The sequence below is a fragment of the Sinomonas sp. B1-1 genome (assembly GCF_050474465.1).
GTDB lineage: Bacteria > Actinomycetota > Actinomycetes > Actinomycetales > Micrococcaceae > Sinomonas > Sinomonas flava.
The window spans coordinates 105,385-126,175 of the sequence record NZ_JBCHVF010000002.1 but is presented as its reverse complement, the minus strand read 5'-3'; the positions used below and the strand labels follow the sequence as shown (position 1 = coordinate 126,175).

Below are 20,791 nucleotides of genomic sequence, written 5' to 3'. Positions count from 1 at the left end.
GTCACGCCTGCGCCAGGACCGCCTGGATCCGCCCCACCGTCTCTTCCAGTCCGGCCGCACCGACGGCCGCACCGCTGTCGAACGCGGTGCCTGCCTCAGCCCCCTGGACCATCCGCTTGAGCGGTATCTCGAGCTTCTTGCCGGTCGCCGTCCTGGGGAGCGCAGGGACGCGGACGACCACGTCGGGCACGTGCCTCGGCGAGAGCTCGGTGCGCAGCACGGTGCGGATGCGTGCCTCGAGGGCCGGCCACGCGGCGTCGTCCACGCTGGCCTCGGTCTGGGCGATGAGCACGAGCTTGCCCATGCCGCCGTCGTCCTCGAAATGAAGGACCATCGTGTCCGCCAGGCCCGGGACGGGGTCGAGGGCCTCGTAGAACTCCGCCGTCCCGAGGCGCACGCCGCCGCGGTTGAGGGTCGCGTCCGAGCGGCCGGTGATGACCCACGTGCCACGCTCGGTGCCCACGAGCCAGTCGCCGTGCCTCCATGCCCCTGGGTACACGCCGAAGTAGCTGCTGCGGTAGCGCTCCCCGTCGGCGTCGCCCCAGAAGAACGCGGGCATCGAGGGCATCGGCTGGGTGCAGACCAGCTCGCCCGGCTGCTCCCTCACTGGGCGGCCGTCGGCGTCCCACGAGTCGACCGCCACGCCGAGGGGCCGGCAGGCCATCTCGCCGGCGTGGACCGCGGTGAGCGGCGAGGCGCCGATGAAGGCTCCGCAGATGTCGGTGCCGCCCGAGGTGGGCGCCAGCAGCAGGTCCTGTCCAACCTCGGCGTAGACCCACCCGGCGACGTCTGCGGACAGCGGCGACCCGGAGCACTGGATCTCGCGGATCCGGCTCAGGTCCCACGTGGCCCCGGGGCGGAGCCCGGCGTGGGCGCAGGCGGCCAGGTAGGCGGACCCGGTGACGAAGTAGGTTGCCTCCGTCTCGGCGGCGATCGCCCATTGGGACCACTCGCCGTCGGGCGAGGGCCAGTTCGGGTCGCCGTCCTCGATGACGAGCGACGCCCCGGTGAGCAGGGTCGACACGCTGAGGTTCCACACCATCCAGCCGGTCGTGCTGAACCAGAAGGCGCGGTCCGTCGCGTCGAGGCCGAAGTGCAGGTGCACCGCCTTGGAGTGCTCGAGCAGGAAGCCCCCGTGGGTGTGCACGATGGCCTTGGGCTTGCCGGTGGTTCCCGAGGAGAACAGGACGACGAGCGGCTGCGCGAACGGAAGGGGCACGAACTCCGGCTCCGCGGCCTCCGCGGTGAAGTCCCGGTAGGCGAGGGCACCCGCCGGCGCCTCGGCGTCCGGATCGAGGTACGGCAGGAACACGGTCTGGGTCCCGGGGAGGCCCTCGGCGAGGCGCGCGAGCTCATCTGCGCGGCTCACGTCACGCTTGCCCCACCGGTAGCCGTCGACGGCGATGAGCACCTTCGGCTCGAGCTGCGCGAGACGGTCCAGTGCGCTGCGGGCACCCATCTCCGGCGGCACTGAGCACCACGCCGCACCCAGCCCAGCCGCGGCAAGGTAGGCCGCGACGGCCTCGGGGATGTTCGGGATGTAGCCCGCGACCCGGTCGCCCGCGCGGACCCCGAGGGCGACGAGGCCGCGCTGGATCCGGCCGATCTCCTCCAGCAGGCGCGCGCCCGTCCAGTCCGTGCTGCCGGTGGTCTGGCTGCGGGAGAGGAGCCGGACGGCGTCGGGACGCTCGGCCAGGGAACGGGCAATGTGCTCGGCGTAGTTCAGCCTTGCCCCCGGGAGCCATTCGGCTCCGGGCATCGAGCGGTCGCCGAGGATCGCGCTGAACGGGGTGTGCGCCACGAGGCCGCACTCGTCCCACACCGACTGCCAGAACTCGTCGAGGTTCTCCACGGACCACCGCCATGCCGCCTCGTAGTCGTCGAAGCGTTCGCCGATTCGCGCCTCGACTCCTTCGAGGAACCGTCCCAGGCGGTGCTGGTTCCATTCGCTGCGGGCCGGAGCGGGGCGGAGCAGCGTGCCGGTGGGGGTGCGGGAGAGCGACATGGCGTTCCTTGAGTCCAGTTCTGTGTGCGTGGTGGTGGCTGGGAGATGGCGGCGGAGACGCCGTCAGCGGGCGACGGCGTCCGTCGGCTGGGGTTCGCGCGCGCGGCCTGCGTCGGCGCGGCGAAGCGAGACGCCCAGTGCGACGACGGCGGCGGCGGCGCCGAGCAGGGGGAGGGCGAACAGGAAGAAGATGTTCTGCGGGGCCCAGCCTCCCGAGATGAGGTAGCCGACGAGGATCGGGGCGACGATGGAGATGAGCCGCCCGAGTCCGATCATCCAGCCGAGTCCGGTGGCGCGGGCGCCTGCCGAGTAGACGCCCGGGGCAATGGCGTAGAACCCGGCGATGCCCGCCGTCGTGAGGATGCCGAGGAGGACGGCGAGCGCCACGGCGAGCGCGACCTGGCTGAAGGCGAGGCCGAAGACCACGTAGGCGGCCCCTGCGGCGACAAGGGACCCGGCGAGGAGTCGGTTGCTGCGGTAGCGGATCGCGAGCGCGCTGAAGATGAAGCAGCCGAGGATGCCGCCGAAGTTCGCTACGGTGCCCACGGTCACGCCGAGGGAGTCGTTGCCCGAGACGCCGGCCATGATCTTCGGAGTCCAGGTGTTCGCGAAGTAGTACGCGGCGACGAGGAAGGCGTAGCCGATCCAGAGCATCACGGTGCGGAACAGCTTCTCCGTGCCGAGGACCTCGCGGACGGCCGCGTTGCCGCGCACCGGCGCGCCGGAGGCCATGGACGGCAGCTCTGCCAGGGCGGGGCGCCCCATGCGGGCGAGGATGGCGTTGGCGCGGCCGAGGGCGTTGGCCGGGCGGCGGACCAGCAGGAAGTCGAGCGACTCGGGGAGCCAGACGGCGGAGGCGACGAGCATGGCGACGCTCAGGACTGCGCCCACCAGGAAGGCGGAGTGCCATCCGAAGGCCGGGATGAGGGGGCCTGCGGCGAGGCCGCCGATGGTCGCGCCGATCGGGTAGCCGGCCGCGTAGATGCCGATGATGGGGCCGCGCCGCCGGTCGGAGGCGTACTCGGAGACCAGCACGTTCAGGTTGGCCATCATGCCGCCGACCCCGAGCCCTGTGAGGACGCGGAACGCGAGGAGCTGGCCGGCGTCGGCCGCGACGACGGAGAGGACCATCCCGACGCTGATGACGGCCATCGAGATGAGCGTGAGCGGGCGCCGCCCGATGCGGTCCGCCAGCGGGGTCAGGAGGATGGAGCCCGCCGCCATGCCGAACAGGCTCGCGCTGAGCAGGTAGCCCAGCATCACCGGGTCGATGTGCCATTCCCGCGAGATGGCGGGCGCCGCATAGGACATGACAGCCACATCGAATCCGTCGATGAGGATCAGGACGAGGGCGATGCTGACTGCCACGACCTGGAACCGGCCCATGGGGGACCGGCGGATATCGGAGAGAACGTCCACGGTGAGTTCCTTGAGGTGAGTTCGGGACTGAGGCTCGGGCCTCGTTCAGAGTGACTGTAATCACTCGCGCGCGTGTGTTCCGATACTTTTGACGGACATTCCCTAGAACGGAATCGTTGAGAACATCAACGAACCCGATATACAGGCCTAAGGCTGACGGCTTTGTGCCGGCTTTGACGCCATCCACCAGCCACCGCTTCCGGTTTTTGTAACCCATATTCCGTTACGAGGAATATGCAACCGCCCGCGGCGGCCGCCCTAGAATCGAGGGGTGTTCGCCCTCGTCCTCCTGGCCGTCGTGGTGGGGGCGATGGCCCAGCGGGTGGCCGGCCTCGGCTTCGGCCTCATGGTCTCGCCCGTGCTCGTGGTCCTGCTCGGCCCGCTCGACGGGGTCATGATCGTCAACGCGTGCGGGGCCGCGTCCTCGGCGCTCATCCTCGCCCGCGTCCGGCGCGACGTGGAGTGGGGCCGCTACGTGGGGCTCATCGTCCCGGGCTTCGCGGGCATCGCCCTCGGTGCCCTGCTCGCGAGCCGCGTTCCGGCGGCCCCCCTCGAAATGGGGATCGGGATCACGCTGATCGCCGCCCTCGTGGCCTCGCAGCTCGTGGCGCGGGCCAGACGCCGGATCGACGGGCTGGGGGTCATGGCCGGATGCGGGTTCGCGTCCGGGCTGATGAATGCGGCCGCGGCGGTCGGAGGCCCGGCGGTGACGGCCTACGCCGTCCTGAGCCGCTGGGACCAGCGCCGCTTCAGCGCCACGCTCCAGCCCTTCTTCCTCACCACTGGCACCACCTCGATCGTCTCGAAGGCCTTCGCCACCGGCTGGCACTGGCCCGCCCTCGAGGCGTGGCAGTGGGGGGCGGTGCTGGCGTGCATGCTCGCCGGGATCGCGGTGGGGGACCTGCTTGCCCACCGGCTGCCCGGGCATGCGGTGCGCCGCGCCGTCGTCGGCATCGCCTACGCGGGCGCGGCGATGGCGATCGCCAACGGCGCCGCCCGGCTGTAGTTTCGCCGCGGCCTCGGCCAGCGGGGATACTGGGCACATGCAGAATCCCGGCGCCGAGCAGCGCACGCCCGCCTCACCCGAGGCACAGCGTTCGGTCATCCTCCTCGGCTCGACCGGAAGCATCGGGACCCAGGCGATCGAGGTCATCGACAACGCGCCCCACCGCTTCCGCGTCACCGCGCTCGCAGCCGGGGGCGCCAGCATCGACGCGATCGCCCGCCAGGCGGTCCACACCCGCGCGGAGGCCGTCGGCATCGCGGTGGGCAGCGCGGACGAGCTGCGCGTCGCGATCGAGGAGGCCGCCGACATGCGCGGGGTCGGTGGCTACGATCCCGAGCTGTTCACCGGCCCCGGCGCGGCCACCCGCATCGCCGCATGGAACGGCGCGAGCGGCCCCGCCGACGTCGTGCTCAACGGCATCACCGGGAGCATCGGCCTCGCGCCGACGCTCGCGGCGCTGCGCTCCGGCGCCACCCTCGCGCTGGCGAACAAGGAGAGCCTCATCGTCGGCGGCGCGCTCGTCACGGGCGCTGCCGGACCCGGCCAGATCGTCCCCGTCGACTCCGAGCACTCGGCGATCGCCCAGTGCCTGCGGTCCGGGCGCCGCGACGAGGTGGAGCGGCTCATCCTCACCGCCTCGGGCGGCCCGTTCCGCGGGCGCAGCCGGGCCGAGCTCGACGGCGTGACCCCCGCCGAGGCGCTCGACCACCCCACGTGGAGCATGGGACGCGTCGTCACGACGAACTCGGCGACCCTCGTGAACAAGGGCCTCGAGCTCATCGAGGCGCACCTGCTGTTCGGGGTGCCGCTCGAGGCGATCGACGTCGTCGTGCACCCCCAGTCGATCGTGCACTCGATGGTGCAGTTCGCCGACGGCTCGATCATCGCCCAGGCCTCGCCGCCGGACATGCGCCTGCCGATCGCCCTCGGGCTCGGCTGGCCCGAGCGCGTCCCGCACGCAGCCGCGCCCTGCGACTTCACGTCCCCCTCCGCGTGGACGTTCGAGCCGCTCGACGAGGTGGCCTTCCCCGCCGTGGCGATCGCCCGCGACGCCGCGGAGCGGGGCAGCACCTTCCCGGCGGTCTTCAACGCGGCCAACGAGGAGGCCGTCGAGGCCTTCCACGCCGGCCGCATCCGGTTCACCGACATCGTCGCGACGGTCGAGACCGTGCTCGCCGAGCACAGTGGCTCCTCCGAGCTCTCTGTGGATTCCGTCCTCGCGGCGGAGGAGTGGGCACGCGCGCGGGCCCACGAGCGTTTGGGAACACGGAACTAAGGAGATGTGTCCGTGACCCCTGTCGTCCTCTTCATCCTCGGCGTCCTGTTCGTCGCGCTCGGCATCGCCGCCTCGATCGCCCTGCACGAGGTGGGGCACCTGCTGCCCGCCAAGCTGTTCAACGTCCGCGTGACCCGCTACATGATCGGCTTCGGGCCCACCGTCTTCTCGAGGAAGCGGGGTGAGACCGAGTACGGGATCAAGGCGCTCCCGCTCGGCGGCTACGTGGCGATGGTCGGCATGTACCCGCCCAACCGGCGGGACGGGTCAGTGCGGTCCTCGAGCACGGGCATGTTCCAGGGCCTCGCGGAGGCGGCGCGGGACGCGGCCCACGAGGAGGTCCGTCCCGAGGACCACGGGAGGCTCTTCTACCAGCTGCCGGTCTGGAAGAAGATCATCATCATGCTCGGCGGCCCGGCGATGAACATCGTCCTGGGCGTCATCTTCACCGCGATCCTGCTCATGGGCTTCGGCACGCCCCAGCCCACAACCCAGGTCGCCGGCGTCTCGGCCTGCATGGTGGCCGAGGGCAGCGACCAGCAGAACGTGGACCAGTCCACCTGCACGAAGACCCCGGCCGCGGCGGCGGGCTTCCAGCCGGGCGACACCGTGCTCACGTTCGACGGCCGCACGGTCACGGGGTGGGACCAGCTCACCGCCTGGATCCGCGCCTCCGCCGGGCGGGAGGTCGCCGTCACCCTCAAGCGGGGCGACGCCGAGGTCGCCGCGACGGTCACTCCGGTGCTCAACGAGCGCCCGGTGCTCGGCACGGACGGCAAGCCGGTCAAGAACGCCGACGGCTCGTACCAGACCACGCAGGCGGGCTTCCTCGGCATCGCTCCCCGCCAGGAGCTCACCCCGCAGCCTGCTACCACCGTCCTGCCCACCGTCGGCGAGAACATCGCCCAGGTGACCGGCGTCGTCGTCAACCTCCCGGCGCGCGTCGTCGCCGTCGCCCAGGCGGCCTTCGGTCCCGAGGAGCGGGACCCGAACGGCCCGATCAGCGTGGTCGGCGTCGGCCGTGTCGCGGGCGAGGTGGCGGCCATGGAGGAGGTGCCGCTCGAGGCCCGGATCGGGACGCTCGTCGGCATCCTCGCCGGCGTCAACCTCGCCCTCGCGGTGTTCAACCTGGTCCCGCTCCTGCCGCTCGACGGCGGGCACGTCGCCGGCGCGCTCTACGAGGGCGCACGACGGCGCGTGGCCGCCTGGCGGAAGCGCCCCGACCCCGGGCCGTTCGACATCGCGAAGCTCCTGCCGCTGACCTACGCCGTGGCCAGCGTGCTGATCGCGATGAGCGTCCTGCTCATCTACGCGGACATCGTCAAACCCGTGAAGCTGTTCGGCTGAGGACGGCCGCCGGCCCGAGGAGGGATAGGCTGGACCCATGACTGTCTTCGCCGTCGAATACCGCTACGAGTCCGGCGCCGATGAGCGCATCGCCGAAGTCCGCCCCGCCCACCGCGCGTGGCTGAGCGGGCTCGCGGACGAGGGCACCGTCCTCGCGAGCGGACCGCTGGCCGACGGGTCGAGCGCGCTGATCGTCTTCCGCGCCGAGGACCGAGGGTCCCTCGACGCCCTCCTCGCGCAGGACCCCATTGCGGGGCTCGTCGCCGAGAAGACCGCGACGGAGTGGAACCCCATCATCGGCCTCCTGGCCGAGTCCGCGGCCGCCTGAGCCCCCGCACCCATCCTGAAGCACCTCGAAGGAGCCACCCAGTGACCTCGGTCAGCCTCGGAATGCCAGCCGCACCGCCACCTGTCCTCGCCCCGAGGCGCCCGACCCGCCAGATCAGGGTGGGCTCGGTGGGCGTCGGCTCCGAGTCCCCGGTCAGCGTCCAGTCCATGACGACGACGCCCACGACCGACATCAACGCCACGCTCCAGCAGATCGCCGAGCTGACGGCGGCCGGCTGCGACATCGTCCGCGTGGCGTGCCCCTCCGCCGACGACGCCGAGGCGCTGCCGATCATCGCGAAGAAGTCGCAGATCCCCGTCATCGCCGACATCCACTTCCAGCCGAAGTACGTCTTCGCCGCGATCGAGGCCGGCTGCGCGGGAGTCCGCGTGAACCCGGGCAACATCCGCAAGTTCGACGACCAGGTCAAGGAGATCGCCCAGGCCGCGAAGGACCACGGGACCTCCCTGCGCATCGGCGTCAACGCGGGCTCCCTCGACCCGCGCCTGCTGCAGAAGTACGGCAAGGCGACCCCGGAGGCCCTCGTCGAGAGCGCGCTGTGGGAGGCGAGCCTCTTCGAGGAGCACGACTTCCACGACTTCAAGATCTCCGTCAAGCACAACGACCCCGTGGTGATGGTGCGCGCGTACGAGATGCTCGCCGAGCGCGGCGACTGGCCGCTCCACCTCGGCGTGACCGAGGCGGGGCCCGCGTTCCAGGGGACCATCAAGTCCGCGACCGCGTTCGGTGCGCTCCTGTCGAAGGGCATCGGCGACACGATCCGTGTCTCCCTCTCGGCTCCTCCGGTCGAGGAGGTCAAGGTCGGCATCCAGATCCTGCAGTCCCTGAACCTGCGCCCGCGCAAGCTCGAGATCGTCTCGTGCCCCTCGTGCGGCCGCGCCCAGGTGGACGTGTACAAGCTCGCCGAGGAGGTCACCTCAGGCCTTGAGGGCATGGAGGTCCCGCTGCGCGTGGCCGTCATGGGCTGCGTCGTGAACGGCCCGGGCGAGGCGCGCGAGGCGGACCTCGGCGTCGCGTCGGGGAACGGCAAGGGGCAGATCTTCGTCAAGGGCCAGGTCATCAAGACCGTGGCCGAGGCGGACATCGTCGAGACCCTGATCGAAGAGGCGATGAAGATCGCGGAGGAGATGGGGGAGGCCGATGGCGAAGATGCTGTCCAGGGCGGCCCCGTGGTCACCGTCTCGTAGCCGCAGCGCCGCGCCCCAGGTGCGGCGGCTCGTGCACGAGGACACCCCGGCGCTCGCGGAGCTCGTCTCGGCGGACCCGGTGGCCAACGTGTTCGTCGCCGCCCACCTGGATGCGACCGGCTCCGCTGCAGCCATGGGCAGCGGCGCGGAGATCGTCGGCGCGTTCGACGGCGACGGGCGGCTCACGAGCGCCTGCTGGCTGGGCGCCAACATCGTCCCCGTCGAGGTCGCGCCGGCGCTCGCGCCCACGTACGCCCAGGCCATCCGCGGCTCGCACCGCCGCTTCGCGTCCATCTTCGGGCCCGCCGAGGCGACGCTCGCGATCTTCTCGGCGCTCGACGGCGCTCCCGCCCGCGACGTGCGCCCCGACCAGCCGCTCCTCGCCCTCGACGGGCCGCCGGCCGTGCCCGTCGACCCCCTCGTGCGGGTCACGACCGAGGCCGACTTCGACGTCCTCGCCCCCGCGTGCGTGTCGATGTTCGAGGAGGAGGTCGGGTACTCGCCGGTGGCCGGCGGGAGCGAGAACTACTACCGCCGCGTCCGCCAGCTCATCGCCGCGGGGCACTCGTTCGCGCGGTTCGGCGAGCGGGGCGAGGTCGTGTTCAAGGCGGAGCTCGGGTCCGTCTCCTCCGCCGCCACCCAGGTCCAGGGCGTCTGGGTCGATCCCCGGCACCGCGGCACGGGCCTGAGCCACGGGGGGATGGCGGCCATCGTCGAGCATGCCAGGGCCATCGCGCCGATCGTGAGCCTGTACGTCAACGACTACAACCACCGCGCCCGTGCGGCCTACCGCAAGGTCGGCTTCGAGCAGGTGGGGACCTTCGCCACGGTCCTCTTCTGATCGACCCGCGCCGGCACGACTTGCACCTGGGGGGAAACAGCATGCCCATGCCACCGATGAGCCGCGCCCGGACCGGCCGCACTGCGCGCGCGAGCCGGCCGGCGGGGCGGACTGTCATGCTTCTCGCCGCGGCCGTCCTGGCCCTGGCCGGATGCCGGCCCGGGCTCGCGGTGCCGCCGCCCGGCGGCGAGGGCCGCCCCGGCCTCAACGCCTCCGGCACCCAGCGGTCGTTCAGCGCGCAGGAACTGGTCACGGCCGCGGCCGAGACCAGGACAGCGCTGCGGCTCGGGGGATCCGTGCTGGACCAGGGCCAGCTCGCGGCGCAGGGGGAGCGGGCGGTGCCTTCGCCGCTCACCGGTGCGGGGCCGGCGTCGTGCGCCGCACTCACGACGCCGGCGACCCTCACCGGGCTCGACAAGGCCTCCGCCGCCCTCATCGTCGCGCCCTCCGACGCGCGGGCGCAGACGACCGCCATCGGCTTCGCCAGCCACGCCTCGCCCGACGCCGCGGCGGCGACCGTGACAGCGCTCGGCGCCCTCGCGGCGTCGTGCGCGCGCTACGACGCGGCGCTGGGCGGCCAGCGCGTCCCCGTCGTGGTCCGCGCCGCCGACCCCGCCGCGGATGCACCGCACGCGGTCATGGTCATCTCCACCGCGCAGGTCCCGGATCCCACCGAAGGAAGCACTCCGCAGGAGCGCAGCATCGTGCGGGCCGTCGCGGCGAAGGGCACCGTGGCCGTGGAGGTGCTCCTGGTGGACACGCGCCCCGAGGACGCTGCGGCGACGGTGCGTGCCTACGCCGACATGGCGCTGGACCGGCTGCCCCTCTAGCGGCCGGGGCCGGTATCCGGTTCCGCGAGCTCGCCTGTGAGGTATCGCTGCAGCGCGGGGGCCACGAGGGCGACGGCCTGCTCCCGCGGGAGGGAGGCGAGCGGCTCAAGCTGCACGACGTACCGGAGCAGGATGAACCCCATGACCTGGGTGGCGGCCAGGGTCGCGCGGAGCTCGAGCTCCTCCCGGGGGCCCTCCAGCCCTTCGAGCACGCGCGGCATGATCCGCGCCCGGAACACCTCGCGCACCGCCGCCGTGCGGGCGCGCGAGCCCAGTGACCCTCGCACGAACGCCGCGAGGGCGTGGCGCTGCGGCCCCTCCCAGAGTCTGGCGATCGCACTCAGGAGCGCTGTGCCCCGGTCCTGCGCCGCGAGGGAGGCCATGCCGGCGAGGACGTCGTCGGGGTCGGCGGGGAGCTCGACCGACGCGGCGAACAGCTCGTCCTTGCCGGAGAAGTAGTGGTGGACCAGCGCGGGGTCCACGCCGGCGTCACGGGCCACCTGCCGCAGGCTGACCGCGTCGAAGCCCTCGTCGGCGAACAGCCGCGTCGCGCTGGCGACGATCCGGGCGCGGCGGTCGCCTCCGTCGTCGGGCCTGCCACGCCGGAGCGGTGTCACGAGCTCTTCCGCGGGAGCGTGAACGAGGCCAGGGCGAGCAGTCCCAGGACGATCGCGCCCATGATCCCGAAGTCGCGCCACATCGCATCCGTGGCGTCCGCGTTCTTCGCGATCTCCTGGAGCGCATCGACCGAGTAGCTCAGGGGCATCCAGTCGGAGAGCGCGTGGAAGACGTCGTTCATGTGGTCCCGCGCGACGAACAGCCCGCACAGGAGGATCTGCGGGATCACGACGACGGGCATGAACTGGACCGCCTGGAACTCGGTGCGCGCGAACGCGCTGCAGAACAGGCCCAGCGCCACCCCGAGCACGGCATTCACGACGGCGACCAGCACCACGTAGCCGCCGTTGCCCCGGATGTCGAGGTTGAACACCCAGTAGGCCACGCCGGTGGCGATCGCCGACTGGAGGGCGGCCATGACCGAGAACGCGATGCCGTAGCCGAACAGGAGGTCGGCCTGGTGGATCGGGGTGGTCATGAGCCGTTCGAGGGTGCCGGTCGTGCGCTCGCGGAGCATCGTGATGGACGTGATGAGGAACATGATCACGAAGGGGAAGATCGCGAGCATGATGAGGCCCACGCGGTCGAACGTGCGGGGGGCCCCGGGCGGCAGGGCCTCGTTCTCGAAGAGCCAGTACACGACAGCGAGGAGGACCGATGGCACCACCAGGATCATGGCGATGCTCCGGTGGTCGTGGCGGAGCTGGGTCAGGACCCGGGCGGCCGTCGCGCCGAGCATCCGGGGATTCATGCTGCATGCTCCTTCGTCCTGGCCGGGAGCCCGGCGGCCTGCCGTTCGAGGTCGGCGCGGATGATGCCGAGGAAGGCCTGTTCAAGGTCCTCGCTCCCGCCCCGCTCGCGCAGGGCGTCGGGGGTGAGCTGCGCCAGGAGCCGTCCCTCGCGCAGGAGGAGGAGCGAGTCGCAGCGGCTCGCCTCCTCCATGACGTGGCTCGAGACGACGAGCGTGGCACCGCGGTCCGCGAGCGCCCGGAAGCGGTCCCAGAGGTCCACGCGGAGCACGGGGTCGAGCCCCACCGTGGGCTCGTCGAGCACGAGCAGCGTCGGGTCGCCGACCAGCGCGCACGCGAGGGACACCCTACTGAACTGGCCGCCGGAGAGGTCCGCGGCCTTGCGCTTGGCGAGGTCGGCGAGCCCGACGGCGGCGACCGCCTCCCGCGCGTCCGCCGCCGAGCGTCCGTGGAGGGCGCCGAAGTAGCGGACGTTGTCGAGGACGGTCAGGTCGCGGTAGACGCTCGCGTCCTGGGTCATGTACCCGACCTCGCGCCGGAGGGAGGCCGTCCCCGCCGGCCGGCCGAGGACGGTGAGGGTTCCGCGGGCGATCCTCTGGACCCCGACGATCGAGCGCATGAGCGTGCTCTTGCCGCTGCCCGAGGGCCCGAGGAGCCCCGTGATGCGGCCGGTGGGAACCGTGAATCCGAGGTCGTGGAGGATCGGCGAGCGGCGGATGCGGACGGAGAGGGAATCGGCCTCGATCGCCGGAGCGGTGGGGGCGGCGTGGGACGGGACGTGCGGCATGGCTGGCTCCCGAGGGGACGAAGACGCTCAATTCATCACGTGATGAATTGAGGGTAGGTCCGGGGCCGGGCGCCGTCAATCCACCCCCCTTCCGTTTCGGGTACGCGAAATGCGCGCCGTCGCCGTCTCGGGTACGCGAAATGCGCGCCGTCGCCGTCTCGGGTACGCGAATTCGCGGCCCGAAGGCCCGTCGACCCACGGCTCTGGCCCGCCGCATGCACAATGAGCGGATTTGGCGTACCCGAGAGCGTCAGACAGCGGTTCTCGCGTACCCGAGAGCGTCAGGGCGCGGATCTGGCGTACCCGAGAGCGTCAGGGCGCGGATTTGCCGTACCCGAGACCGAGGGGTGGTCAGGCCTCCCGGCGGAACTGCACCTTCCACTCCTCCGGCCCCTCCGTGAGGTAGGACGCCTCGAACGCGCCCTCGCGGTACCGCTGCTGCACCTGGGCCAGCAGGGGCAGCGGGTTGTGGCTGGCGACGATCACGAGCCCCGCCCCCACGGCCAGCGAGTCCAGCGCGCCGAAGATCGTCGCGTGACGGATGGCGTGGGGAATCAGGCGGACGTCGAGCTCGGGGAAGCCCTCGCCGTCGTGCTCTCCGCACGCGCACGACGACGTGGGGGTCAGGGTGAGGGGCTGGCGCTGGGTGTCCATGGCGGTCCTTTCGCGGTGACGTCCTGTGCCCCAGACTTTACTACAATGAATTCCGTGGAAAATAGTCTCGGTCCCCGGCCGGCGCCTCCCGGCCCCGCGACACCCCTCTCCGCCGCGCGCGCCGCACTCCTGGACCTCATCCGCGCCCAGGGCGGCCCGTGCACCGTCGAGGACCTTGTGCGGGCGACCGACCAGCACCCCAACACCGTGCGCGAGCACCTCGAAGCGCTCGTGGGCGCGGGGCTGGCCGCCGTCGTCGACGGCCCGGCGCCGCAGCGGGGTCAGGGGAAGCGCGGGCGGCCAGCGAAGCACTACCTCGCCCTCGAGCCCGAATCCCGCACGGAGGGCTACGCCGGCCTCGCAGGAGTCCTCGCGGCGGAGGTCGCCCGGCTGGCTCCCGACCCGGTCGCCGCCGGCGAGGACGCCGGCCGACGCTGGGCCCGCCGCAGCCTCGGTCCCGCGCCTGCGCCCGCCTCGGCCCCGGACGCACGACGCCGCGTGCTCGCCGAGCTCGACGACCTCGGGTTCGGCGTCGAGCCCCGGCCCGAGCAGGCCCGCGAGCCTGTGCGCGAGGCCGCGTCGGGGCAGGCCGGCGCGCTAAACGAGTCCGAGACTGTCCGCCTCGTCTCATGTCCCCTCCTCGCCGCCGCCAAGGACGAGCCCGGCGTCGTGTGTGCTGTGCACGCCGGCCTGGTCGACGAGTCGCTGCGGCTGCTCGGCCACCCCGACCTCGCCTCGCGGCTCGAGCCCTTCGCGGAGCCGGGCGCGTGCCTCCTCACGATCGGACGGCGGTGACTGCCCGGGCAGCGCGGGCGCTGCAGAGCACAGCGCGGGCGCTGCAGGGCGCGGCACGGGCGCTGCAGAGCACGGCGCGGGCGCTGCAGAGCACAGCGCCTCCGCCGCACCCCACCGACCGTCCGCGCACCCGCATCTGGCCGCGGGCGCTCCTCCTCGTCGCTGGCGGGGCATCGCTGGCCGCGGGCCTCGACGCGGCGCTCGTCCTGCTGGGGCTGCCCGCTCCCGTCGGGGGACCCGGGACCCCCGCCCTGCCCGCGTCCCACGGGGCCCTCATGGTGTTCGGGTTCGTAGGGACGCTCATCGCGCTGGAGCGGGCGGTCGCGCTGCGCCGCCCGTGGGGGTACGCGGCCCCGGCGCTCCTCGGTCTCGGGGCGCTCGCGCAGCTCGCCGCGCCTGAATGGGGCCTCCCGCAGGGGCTGCCGCGCGTCGTCGTGCTTGCGGGTGCGGTGCTGTTCGCCCTTGTCTACGTCCCGCTGTGGCGGCGCCAGCGCGACCCCGCTGTGCTCGTGCAGGCGTTGGGCGCCGTCGTTGCCGCGGGTGCGGCCGGTCTCCTGGCAGCGGGCGTCCCGGTCGCCGCCGTCGTGCCGTGGCTCGCCGCCTTCGTGCTCGCCACGATCGCGGGGGAGCGGCTCGAGCTGGCGCGCGTGAGGATCCGCGGCCGGTGGGCCGAGCCGCTCCTCGTCTTTGCGGCGTCGGCCCTCGTGGTGCTGTGCCCGGCAACGCTACTGTGGCCGGCGGCGGGCTACCCGCTCTTCGGCGCCGCCCTGCTCGGCCTCGCCGGCTGGCTCGTGGCGTACGACGTCGCCCGCGCCACCATCCGCTCGACCGGCCTGCCGCGCTTCGTGGCCGCCTGCCTCCTGGCCGGCTACGCGTGGCTCGCGGTGGCTGCGGCCGTGTGCCTCCTCGTGCCCGGTCCGCCGGCAGGGGCGGCCTACGACGCGTTCCTCCATGCCGTCTTCCTCGGCTTCGCGATGTCGATGATCATGGCCCACGCGCCGGTCATCCTCCCGGCGGTCCTGCGGCGGCCGCTCCCGTACCGTGCCGCTATGTGGGTCCCTGCCCTGCTCCTGCACGCGACCCTGGTCCTGCGCCTCGCCCTCGGGGACGCCCGCGGAGACGCGGTCGCGTGGCAGTGGGGCGGCGTCGGCAACATCGTGGCGGTGCTCGCGTTCGCCGGTGTCGCGGCATACTCCGCCGCAGCCCACGACGGCGGCAAGGCCGCCGCCCGCGGCGCGGGTCGGACGGTGCCCACGCGCCGTGGGATCCCTGTGGAGAGGATCGGCTCATGACGCCGTCGATCAGCGCAGCCCCCGACCGTCGTCCGGAGCGTCCGGGGACCGGGCGGGCAGGGTGGCACCGCTGGGCGAACGCTCCGACGCTCGGGTGGCTGCTCGCCGTCGCCCTCCTCGCCGGCGCCCATCGGAGCGTGCCGGACTCGGGATGGCTCCTGACGCACCTTGCGCTCCTGGGCGCCGCCACCAACGCGATCCTTGTCTACTCATGGCACTTCGCCGAGGCCCTCCTGCGCCTGCCTGTCCCGTCCCGCCGCGCACTCGCGGCCCGGCTCGTCCTCCTCAACGCCGGTGCGGCCGCCGCCATGGCCGGCGTGGTGCTCGCCCTCTGGCCGGCGGCCGTCGCGGGGGCGGCAGCCGTCGGCGCGGCAGCCGCCTGGCACGGCGCAGCGCTGCTGGTCCGCGTCCGGAAGGCCCTCCCCTCACGCTTCGCCTCCACGATCCGCTACTACCTCGCCGCGAGCGCGCTGCTGCCCTTCGGCGCGGCGGCTGGCGCCCTGCTCGCGCTGCCGGCCACCGAAGCGGCCGGCGACCTCCACGCACGGCTCCTCCTCGCGCACGAGTCCATCAACGTCCTCGGCTGGCTGGGCCTGAGCGTACTCGGAACCCTCGTCACGCTCCTGCCGACGATGCTGCGCACGCGCGCAGAGGACTCCGCCGAGCCCGTGTCCCGCCGCGCCCTCTGGATCCTCCTGGCCGGGGTCGCCGCCACCGCGATCGGGGCCCTCGAAGGGAACCGGATCGCCGCCGCGGCCGGCGTGCTCGTCTACCTGGCCGGGACCGTGGTGTCGCTGGTGCCGCTCGCACGCGCGGTGGTGCGCAAGCCGCCGGTGGCCTTCGCACCGCTGTCCGCGGTCGCGGCCCTCGTGTGGCTCGTGGCCGGCCTGTCCAGGCTCGCCTGGCTCTGCGCCACTGCCCGGGACTGGGATGCCCTCCATCTCGCGCTCGGCGGCCTCACCCCGGTCCTGGCCGCAGGCTTCGCCGCGCAGGTCCTTGTCGGGGCGCTGTCCTACCTCCTTCCGGTCGTCCTGGGCGGGGGCCCGGCCCTGGTCCGCCGCCGCACGGAGACGCTCGACGCCGGCGCCTGGCTCCGCGCCGTGCTCGCCAACGGCGCGCTGGCCCTCTACCTCCTTCCCGTGCCGAGCACCGTCCGGGTGGCAGCCGCGGTCGTCGGGCTCATCGCGCTCGCGGCGTTCGTGTGGCTCGCGCTCCGCGCCGTGCTGGCCCGCACTGCCGCGCCCGCGGCCCGTCCGGGCCCCTCCCTCCGGAGCCGGCTCGGCTCCGGAGCGGCCGGACTCGCCGTCCTCGTGGCGGCCGTCGTGGCGGGGGTCGCGGCCGACCCGTCCGCCCTGCCCGTCGCCGCCGGCGGAACGCCTGCCGCCACCGGAACGCCCGCTGCTGGGGGCGGCGCCGTCGTGCCCACCGGCCACACGACGACGGTGGACGTGCAGATGTCCGGCATGCGCTTCGTCCCGGACACGGTGACGGTGCCCGCAGGGGACCGGCTGGTCATCCGCCTCACGAACCGGGACGACACCGCCCACGACCTCGTCCTCGCGACGGGGCAGGATTCCTCGCGCGTCTACCCGGGCCAGAGCGGCGAGCTCGACGCCGGGGTCGTCACCCAGTCGGTCGACGGCTGGTGCTCGGTGGTGGGCCACAAGCAGATGGGCATGGTGTTCCGGGTCAACACGACGGGCGCCTCCGCATCGGGTGCGCCCCAGGCCGGCGCCGGGGACGTGCCCGGCATGCAGCACGCCCCGGCCGCGCCGCCCAGCGCCTCAGCCGCGCAGCACACCCCGTACCCCGCCGACCTCCCGCCGGTGCCCGCCGGCACCATCCATCAGGTGACCCTGACGGTGCGGGACACCGTCACGGAGGTCGCCCCCGGCGTCGAGCAGGCCCTGTGGACGTACAACGGGACCGCCCCGGGGCCGATCCTGCACGGCAGGGTGGGGGACAGGTTCGAGGTCACCCTCGTGAACGACGCCTCCACCGGGCACTCGATCGACTTCCACGCGGGAGCGCTCGCGCCGGACGGGCCGATGCGCACCATCGACCCGGGCCAGCAGCTGACGTACACGTTCACGGCCACCCAGCCGGGCATCTGGATGTACCACTGCAGCACGATGCCGATGTCCCTGCACATCGCCAACGGCATGTTCGGCGCCGTCGTGATCGATCCGCCCGACGCCCCGCCGGTGGACCGCCAGTTCGTGCTCGTGCAGAGCGAGCAGTACCGCGGTGCGCAGGGCGGCATCGCGGACTCGGCGAAGATCACCGCGGGCACACCCGACGCGGTCGTGTTCAACGGGTATCCGAACCAGTACGACGCCGCGCCGCTCGCCGTGCGCGCAGGGGAGCGGGTACGGGTATGGGTGCTCGACGCGGGACCGGACCGCGCGACGTCGTTCCACGTGGTCGGCGCTCAGTTCAGCTCCGTCTGGGCCGAAGGCGCCTACCGCCTAGCGCCCGGTGCGGGGGGCGCCCCGACGGCCGCGTCCCAGGCGATGGACCTCGCACCTGCCCAGGGCGGCTTCGTGGACCTCGCGTTCCCTGAGGCCGGCCACTACCCGTTCGTGAGCCACTACATGGTGGACGCTGACCGGGGCGCGCACGGCGTCTTCGCCGTCGCTGCCCCGAAGTGAGCCGCCGCTCCTCCGGGAGCCACCGAGGCCGCCCTCTGAAGGTCGCCTCCTGAAGGTCAGTTTCTGTGGTCGCCGCCGGTGCCGCAGGCGCACGACGGCGCGCGGCCGCCGTCGTGCGTCTGACCGCACCACCACTCTGGGCCACCATCCGCGGGACGTGACGCCGAGGTGACCCCCAGGAGGTGACCCCCAGGAGGTGACCCCCAGGAGGTGACCCCCAGAAGTGGGACGCCCGGCGGGGTGCTCACGGCGCCGGCGCTCCGCGAAGCCGCGAAGTGAGAGGGCCGCTGCTGGGCTACATTGGTAGCTGACCTTTTCCTGCCAGATTCGAGAACGGATGCCCCGCGTGGTCCTGCGACTCTCCACCCTGTTCCTGCGCACCCTGCGCGAGGATCCCGCCGACGCCGAGGTCGCGAGCCACAAGCTGCTCGTGCGCGCGGGGTACATCCGCCGGGCCGCCCCGGGCATCTACACGTGGCTCCCGCTGGGCCTGGCCGTGCTGCGCAGGGTGGAGCAGGTGATCCGCGAGGAGATGGCCGCGATCGGGTCCCAGGAGGTGCACTTCCCGGCGCTCCTGCCGAAGGAGCCCTACGAGGCCACGAACCGCTGGACCGAGTACGGCGACGGAATCTTCCGGCTCAAGGACCGCAAGGAGGCCGACTACCTGCTGGCCCCCACCCATGAGGAGATGTTCACCCTCCTGGTCAAGGACCTGTACTCCTCGTACAAGGACCTCCCGCTCGCGCTCTACCAGATCCAGAACAAGTACCGCGACGAGGCGCGTCCCCGCGCCGGCCTGCTGCGCGGCCGCGAGTTCATCATGAAGGACTCCTACTCGTTCGACGTCGACGACGCCGGCCTCGACGCCAGCTACGCCAGGCACCGCGAGGCGTACCTGAAGGTGTTCTCCCGGCTGGGCCTCGAGGTGATCCCGGTCAAGGCGACCGCGGGCGCGATGGGCGGCTCCAGGAGCGAGGAGTTCCTCCATCCCACCGAGATCGGCGAGGACACCTTCGTGCGCTCCGCGGGCGGGTATGCCGCGAACGTCGAGGCCGTCACGACCGTCGTGCCCGCCGAGATCGACTACACGGACGCCCCGGCGGCCCAGGTCCTCGACACCCCGGACACCCCCACGATCGACACCCTCGTCGAGGCCTCCCAGACCATCTTCCCGAACCCCGAGCGGCCCTGGACCGCCGCGGACACGCTCAAGAACGTCGTCCTGGCGGTCACGCTGCCCACCGGCGAGACCCAGCTCGTGGTCATCGGCGTGCCCGGCGACCGGGCCGTGGACCTCAAGCGCGTCGAGGCGAACATCGGCGCGTTCCTCCCCATCGCCGGGGAGATCGCCATCGAGGCGGCCAACGACGAGCAGCTCAAGGAGCAGCCGCTCATCGTCAAGGGCTACCTCGGCCCGGGACTCGACCGCGACGACGCCCTCCTCGGCCTCGAGGGCAAGGCCAAGCTGCTCTACCTCGTGGACCCCCGCGTCGTCTCCGGCACGGCGTGGATCACCGGCGCGAACGAGCACGGCAAGCACGTCTACGGGCTCGTGGCAGGCCGGGACTTCAGCTGGGACGGCGTCATCGAGTGCACCGAGGTCCGCGCCGGGGACGAGGCGCCCGACGGCTCGGGGCCGCTTGAGACCGCGCGGGGGATCGAGATGGGACACATCTTCCAGCTCGGCCGCAAGTACGCGGAGGCGCTGGACCTGAAGGTCCTGGACCAGAACGGCAAGCAGGTCGTGGTGACCATGGGCTCGTACGGCATCGGCGTCACGCGTGCCGTCGCTGCCCTCGCGGAGTCCAACCATGACGAGCGGGGCCTCATCTGGCCCCGGTCCGTGGCCCCGGCAGACGTCCATGTCGTCGCGGTCGGCCGCGGCGAGGAGATCTTCGCGGAGGCCGAGCGCGTCACGGCCGAGCTCGAGTCCCGCGGCCTGACGGTGATCCTCGACGACCGGCCCAAGGTATCCCCGGGCGTGAAGTTCGGCGACGCCGAGCTCATCGGCGTCCCGACCATCGTCGCCGTCGGCAAGGGACTCGCGTCGGGAACCCTCGAGGTCAAGGACCGCCGGTCCGGCGCCGCCGAGGACGTCCCCGTGGCCGAGGTCGTCGACCGGGTCGTCGCCGCCGTCCGCGGCGCCTAGGACGCGCGCGGGGTGGTCTCAGGCCTCGAGGCGGTCGAACCGCTCACCCTGCTCCTCGTCGTCGCCGCCGGGTTCGCTGCCGGGTGGGTCGACGCCGTCGTGGGCGGGGGCGGGCTCATCCAGCTGCCCGCCCTCCTCGCGGTCCCCGGGATCACCCCGGTCCAGGCGCTTGCGACGAACAAGATGGGGTCGATCTTCGGCACGACGACGAGCGCCCTCACCTACGCGCGGCGCGTGCGGCCTGACCTTGCCACCGCCATCCCCATGGCGCTCGTTGCGCTCGCCGGGGCCTTCGGCGGCGCCGCGCTCGCGACCGCGCTGCCGTCCCGGGTGTTCAAGCCGATCATCCTCGCGGCGATCGTCGCCGTCGCGCTGTTCACGGTGTTCAGGCCGCAGCTCGGCGAGTACACGAACCTGCGCCTCAAGGGCCGCCGGCACCTCGCCGCGGCATGCGGGTTAGGCGCAGCAATCGGCTTCTACGACGGGCTCATCGGCCCCGGGACGGGCTCGTTCCTCGTCATCGCGCTCGTCTCCGGCATGGGCTATGCGTTCCTCGAGGCGAGCGCGAAGGCCAAGATCGTGAACATGGCCACCAACCTCGGCGCGCTGATCCTGTTCGTGCCGCACGGCGCGGTCCTGTGGGGCCTCGGGCTGGCTCTGGGCGCCGCGAACATGCTCGGGGGCTACACGGGCGCGCGCATGGCGGTGGCCCGCGGCAACCGGTTCATCCGCTGGGTGTTCCTCGCGGTGGTCGCCGCGCTGGCCGTCAAGCTCGGCCTTGACGTCTGGAGCGAGAACTTCGCCTGAACCCACGCTGGGAGCGCTCCGGCCGCGGG

18 protein-coding genes are annotated in these 20,791 nt (G+C 72.8%); 12 read left to right on the top strand and 6 right to left on the bottom strand.

The window, feature by feature from the left end:
- Position 1 precedes the first annotated feature (1 nt).
- Positions 2 to 2,005, bottom strand: a complete 2,004-nt coding sequence (locus ACQ5BE_RS05260; RefSeq protein WP_430295921.1) for an acetoacetate--CoA ligase — start codon at positions 2,003 to 2,005, stop codon at positions 2 to 4.
- Between the two features lie 63 nt (positions 2,006 to 2,068).
- Complete coding sequence (locus ACQ5BE_RS05255) at positions 2,069 to 3,424, bottom strand: MFS transporter (RefSeq protein ID WP_430295919.1); 1,356 nt, start codon at positions 3,422 to 3,424, stop codon at positions 2,069 to 2,071.
- 271 nt (positions 3,425 to 3,695) lie between these two features.
- On the opposite strand from ACQ5BE_RS05255, the gene ACQ5BE_RS05250 reads away from it, so the two are divergent.
- The 7 genes from ACQ5BE_RS05250 to ACQ5BE_RS05220 are packed head-to-tail and all read left to right on the top strand — an operon-like array spanning position 3,696 to position 10,260.
- On the top strand, positions 3,696 to 4,430 hold the full coding sequence (locus tag ACQ5BE_RS05250) for a TSUP family transporter (protein WP_430295918.1): 735 nt from the start codon (positions 3,696 to 3,698) through the stop codon (positions 4,428 to 4,430).
- 37 nt (positions 4,431 to 4,467) lie between these two features.
- Positions 4,468 to 5,706, top strand: coding sequence for a 1-deoxy-D-xylulose-5-phosphate reductoisomerase (gene dxr, locus ACQ5BE_RS05245; RefSeq protein ID WP_430295917.1), 1,239 nt, complete (start codon positions 4,468 to 4,470; stop codon positions 5,704 to 5,706).
- 12 nt (positions 5,707 to 5,718) lie between these two features.
- On the top strand, positions 5,719 to 7,053 hold the full coding sequence (locus ACQ5BE_RS05240) for a M50 family metallopeptidase (RefSeq protein WP_430295916.1): 1,335 nt from the start codon (positions 5,719 to 5,721) through the stop codon (positions 7,051 to 7,053).
- 37 nt (positions 7,054 to 7,090) lie between these two features.
- Positions 7,091 to 7,381, top strand: coding sequence for a YciI family protein (locus tag ACQ5BE_RS05235; protein WP_430295913.1), 291 nt, complete (start codon positions 7,091 to 7,093; stop codon positions 7,379 to 7,381).
- Between the two features lie 41 nt (positions 7,382 to 7,422).
- Positions 7,423 to 8,589 carry a flavodoxin-dependent (E)-4-hydroxy-3-methylbut-2-enyl-diphosphate synthase gene (gene ispG / locus ACQ5BE_RS05230; protein ID WP_413250532.1) on the top strand — a complete coding sequence of 389 codons (1,167 nt, stop codon included), beginning with the start codon at positions 7,423 to 7,425 and terminating at the stop codon, positions 8,587 to 8,589.
- Positions 8,543 to 9,430: a GNAT family N-acetyltransferase gene (locus ACQ5BE_RS05225; RefSeq protein WP_430295912.1), complete on the top strand. Its 888-nt coding sequence runs from the start codon at positions 8,543 to 8,545 to the stop codon at positions 9,428 to 9,430. The genes ispG and ACQ5BE_RS05225 overlap by 47 nt, the downstream gene beginning before the upstream one ends.
- A 47-nt stretch (positions 9,431 to 9,477) precedes the next feature.
- Positions 9,478 to 10,260: a hypothetical protein gene (locus tag ACQ5BE_RS05220; protein ID WP_430295911.1), complete on the top strand. Its 783-nt coding sequence runs from the start codon at positions 9,478 to 9,480 to the stop codon at positions 10,258 to 10,260.
- On the opposite strand, the gene ACQ5BE_RS05215 is transcribed toward ACQ5BE_RS05220, so the two are convergent.
- The 4 genes from ACQ5BE_RS05215 to ACQ5BE_RS05200 form a co-directional block, all read right to left on the bottom strand.
- Positions 10,257 to 10,877, bottom strand: a complete 621-nt coding sequence (locus tag ACQ5BE_RS05215) for a TetR family transcriptional regulator (RefSeq protein ID WP_430295910.1) — start codon at positions 10,875 to 10,877, stop codon at positions 10,257 to 10,259. The two genes, ACQ5BE_RS05220 and ACQ5BE_RS05215, sit on opposite strands and share 4 nt — an antisense overlap.
- Positions 10,874 to 11,629, bottom strand: coding sequence for an ABC transporter permease (locus tag ACQ5BE_RS05210; RefSeq protein ID WP_430295909.1), 756 nt, complete (start codon positions 11,627 to 11,629; stop codon positions 10,874 to 10,876). Before ACQ5BE_RS05210 ends, ACQ5BE_RS05215 begins: the two co-directional genes overlap by 4 nt.
- Complete coding sequence (locus ACQ5BE_RS05205) at positions 11,626 to 12,414, bottom strand: ABC transporter ATP-binding protein (protein WP_430295908.1); 789 nt, start codon at positions 12,412 to 12,414, stop codon at positions 11,626 to 11,628. Before ACQ5BE_RS05205 ends, ACQ5BE_RS05210 begins: the two co-directional genes overlap by 4 nt.
- A gap of 351 nt (positions 12,415 to 12,765) precedes the next feature.
- Complete coding sequence (locus tag ACQ5BE_RS05200) at positions 12,766 to 13,068, bottom strand: DUF2249 domain-containing protein (protein WP_430295907.1); 303 nt, start codon at positions 13,066 to 13,068, stop codon at positions 12,766 to 12,768.
- Positions 13,069 to 13,122: 54 nt separating this feature from the next.
- Between ACQ5BE_RS05200 and ACQ5BE_RS05195 the strand changes: the two genes are divergently transcribed.
- The 5 genes from ACQ5BE_RS05195 (at position 13,123) to ACQ5BE_RS05175 (ending at position 20,762) form a co-directional block, all read left to right on the top strand.
- Positions 13,123 to 13,863, top strand: a complete 741-nt coding sequence (locus ACQ5BE_RS05195) for a helix-turn-helix transcriptional regulator (protein ID WP_430295906.1) — start codon at positions 13,123 to 13,125, stop codon at positions 13,861 to 13,863.
- Positions 13,860 to 15,155 (top strand): hypothetical protein, encoded by a 1,296-nt coding sequence (locus ACQ5BE_RS05190; protein WP_430295904.1) that lies wholly within the window; start codon positions 13,860 to 13,862, stop codon positions 15,153 to 15,155. The genes ACQ5BE_RS05195 and ACQ5BE_RS05190 overlap by 4 nt, the downstream gene beginning before the upstream one ends.
- Positions 15,152 to 17,806, top strand: coding sequence for a multicopper oxidase domain-containing protein (locus tag ACQ5BE_RS05185; RefSeq protein WP_430295902.1), 2,655 nt, complete (start codon positions 15,152 to 15,154; stop codon positions 17,804 to 17,806). The genes ACQ5BE_RS05190 and ACQ5BE_RS05185 overlap by 4 nt, the downstream gene beginning before the upstream one ends.
- A 346-nt stretch (positions 17,807 to 18,152) precedes the next feature.
- The gene (locus tag ACQ5BE_RS05180) at positions 18,153 to 19,955 is read left to right on the top strand and encodes a proline--tRNA ligase (protein ID WP_430295900.1); all 1,803 of its coding nucleotides are present in this window, start codon (positions 18,153 to 18,155) and stop codon (positions 19,953 to 19,955) included.
- A gap of 12 nt (positions 19,956 to 19,967) precedes the next feature.
- A complete protein-coding gene (locus ACQ5BE_RS05175) occupies positions 19,968 to 20,762 on the top strand; it encodes a sulfite exporter TauE/SafE family protein (protein ID WP_208712189.1) in 795 nt (264 codons plus the stop codon).
- Positions 20,763 to 20,791 lie beyond the last annotated feature (29 nt).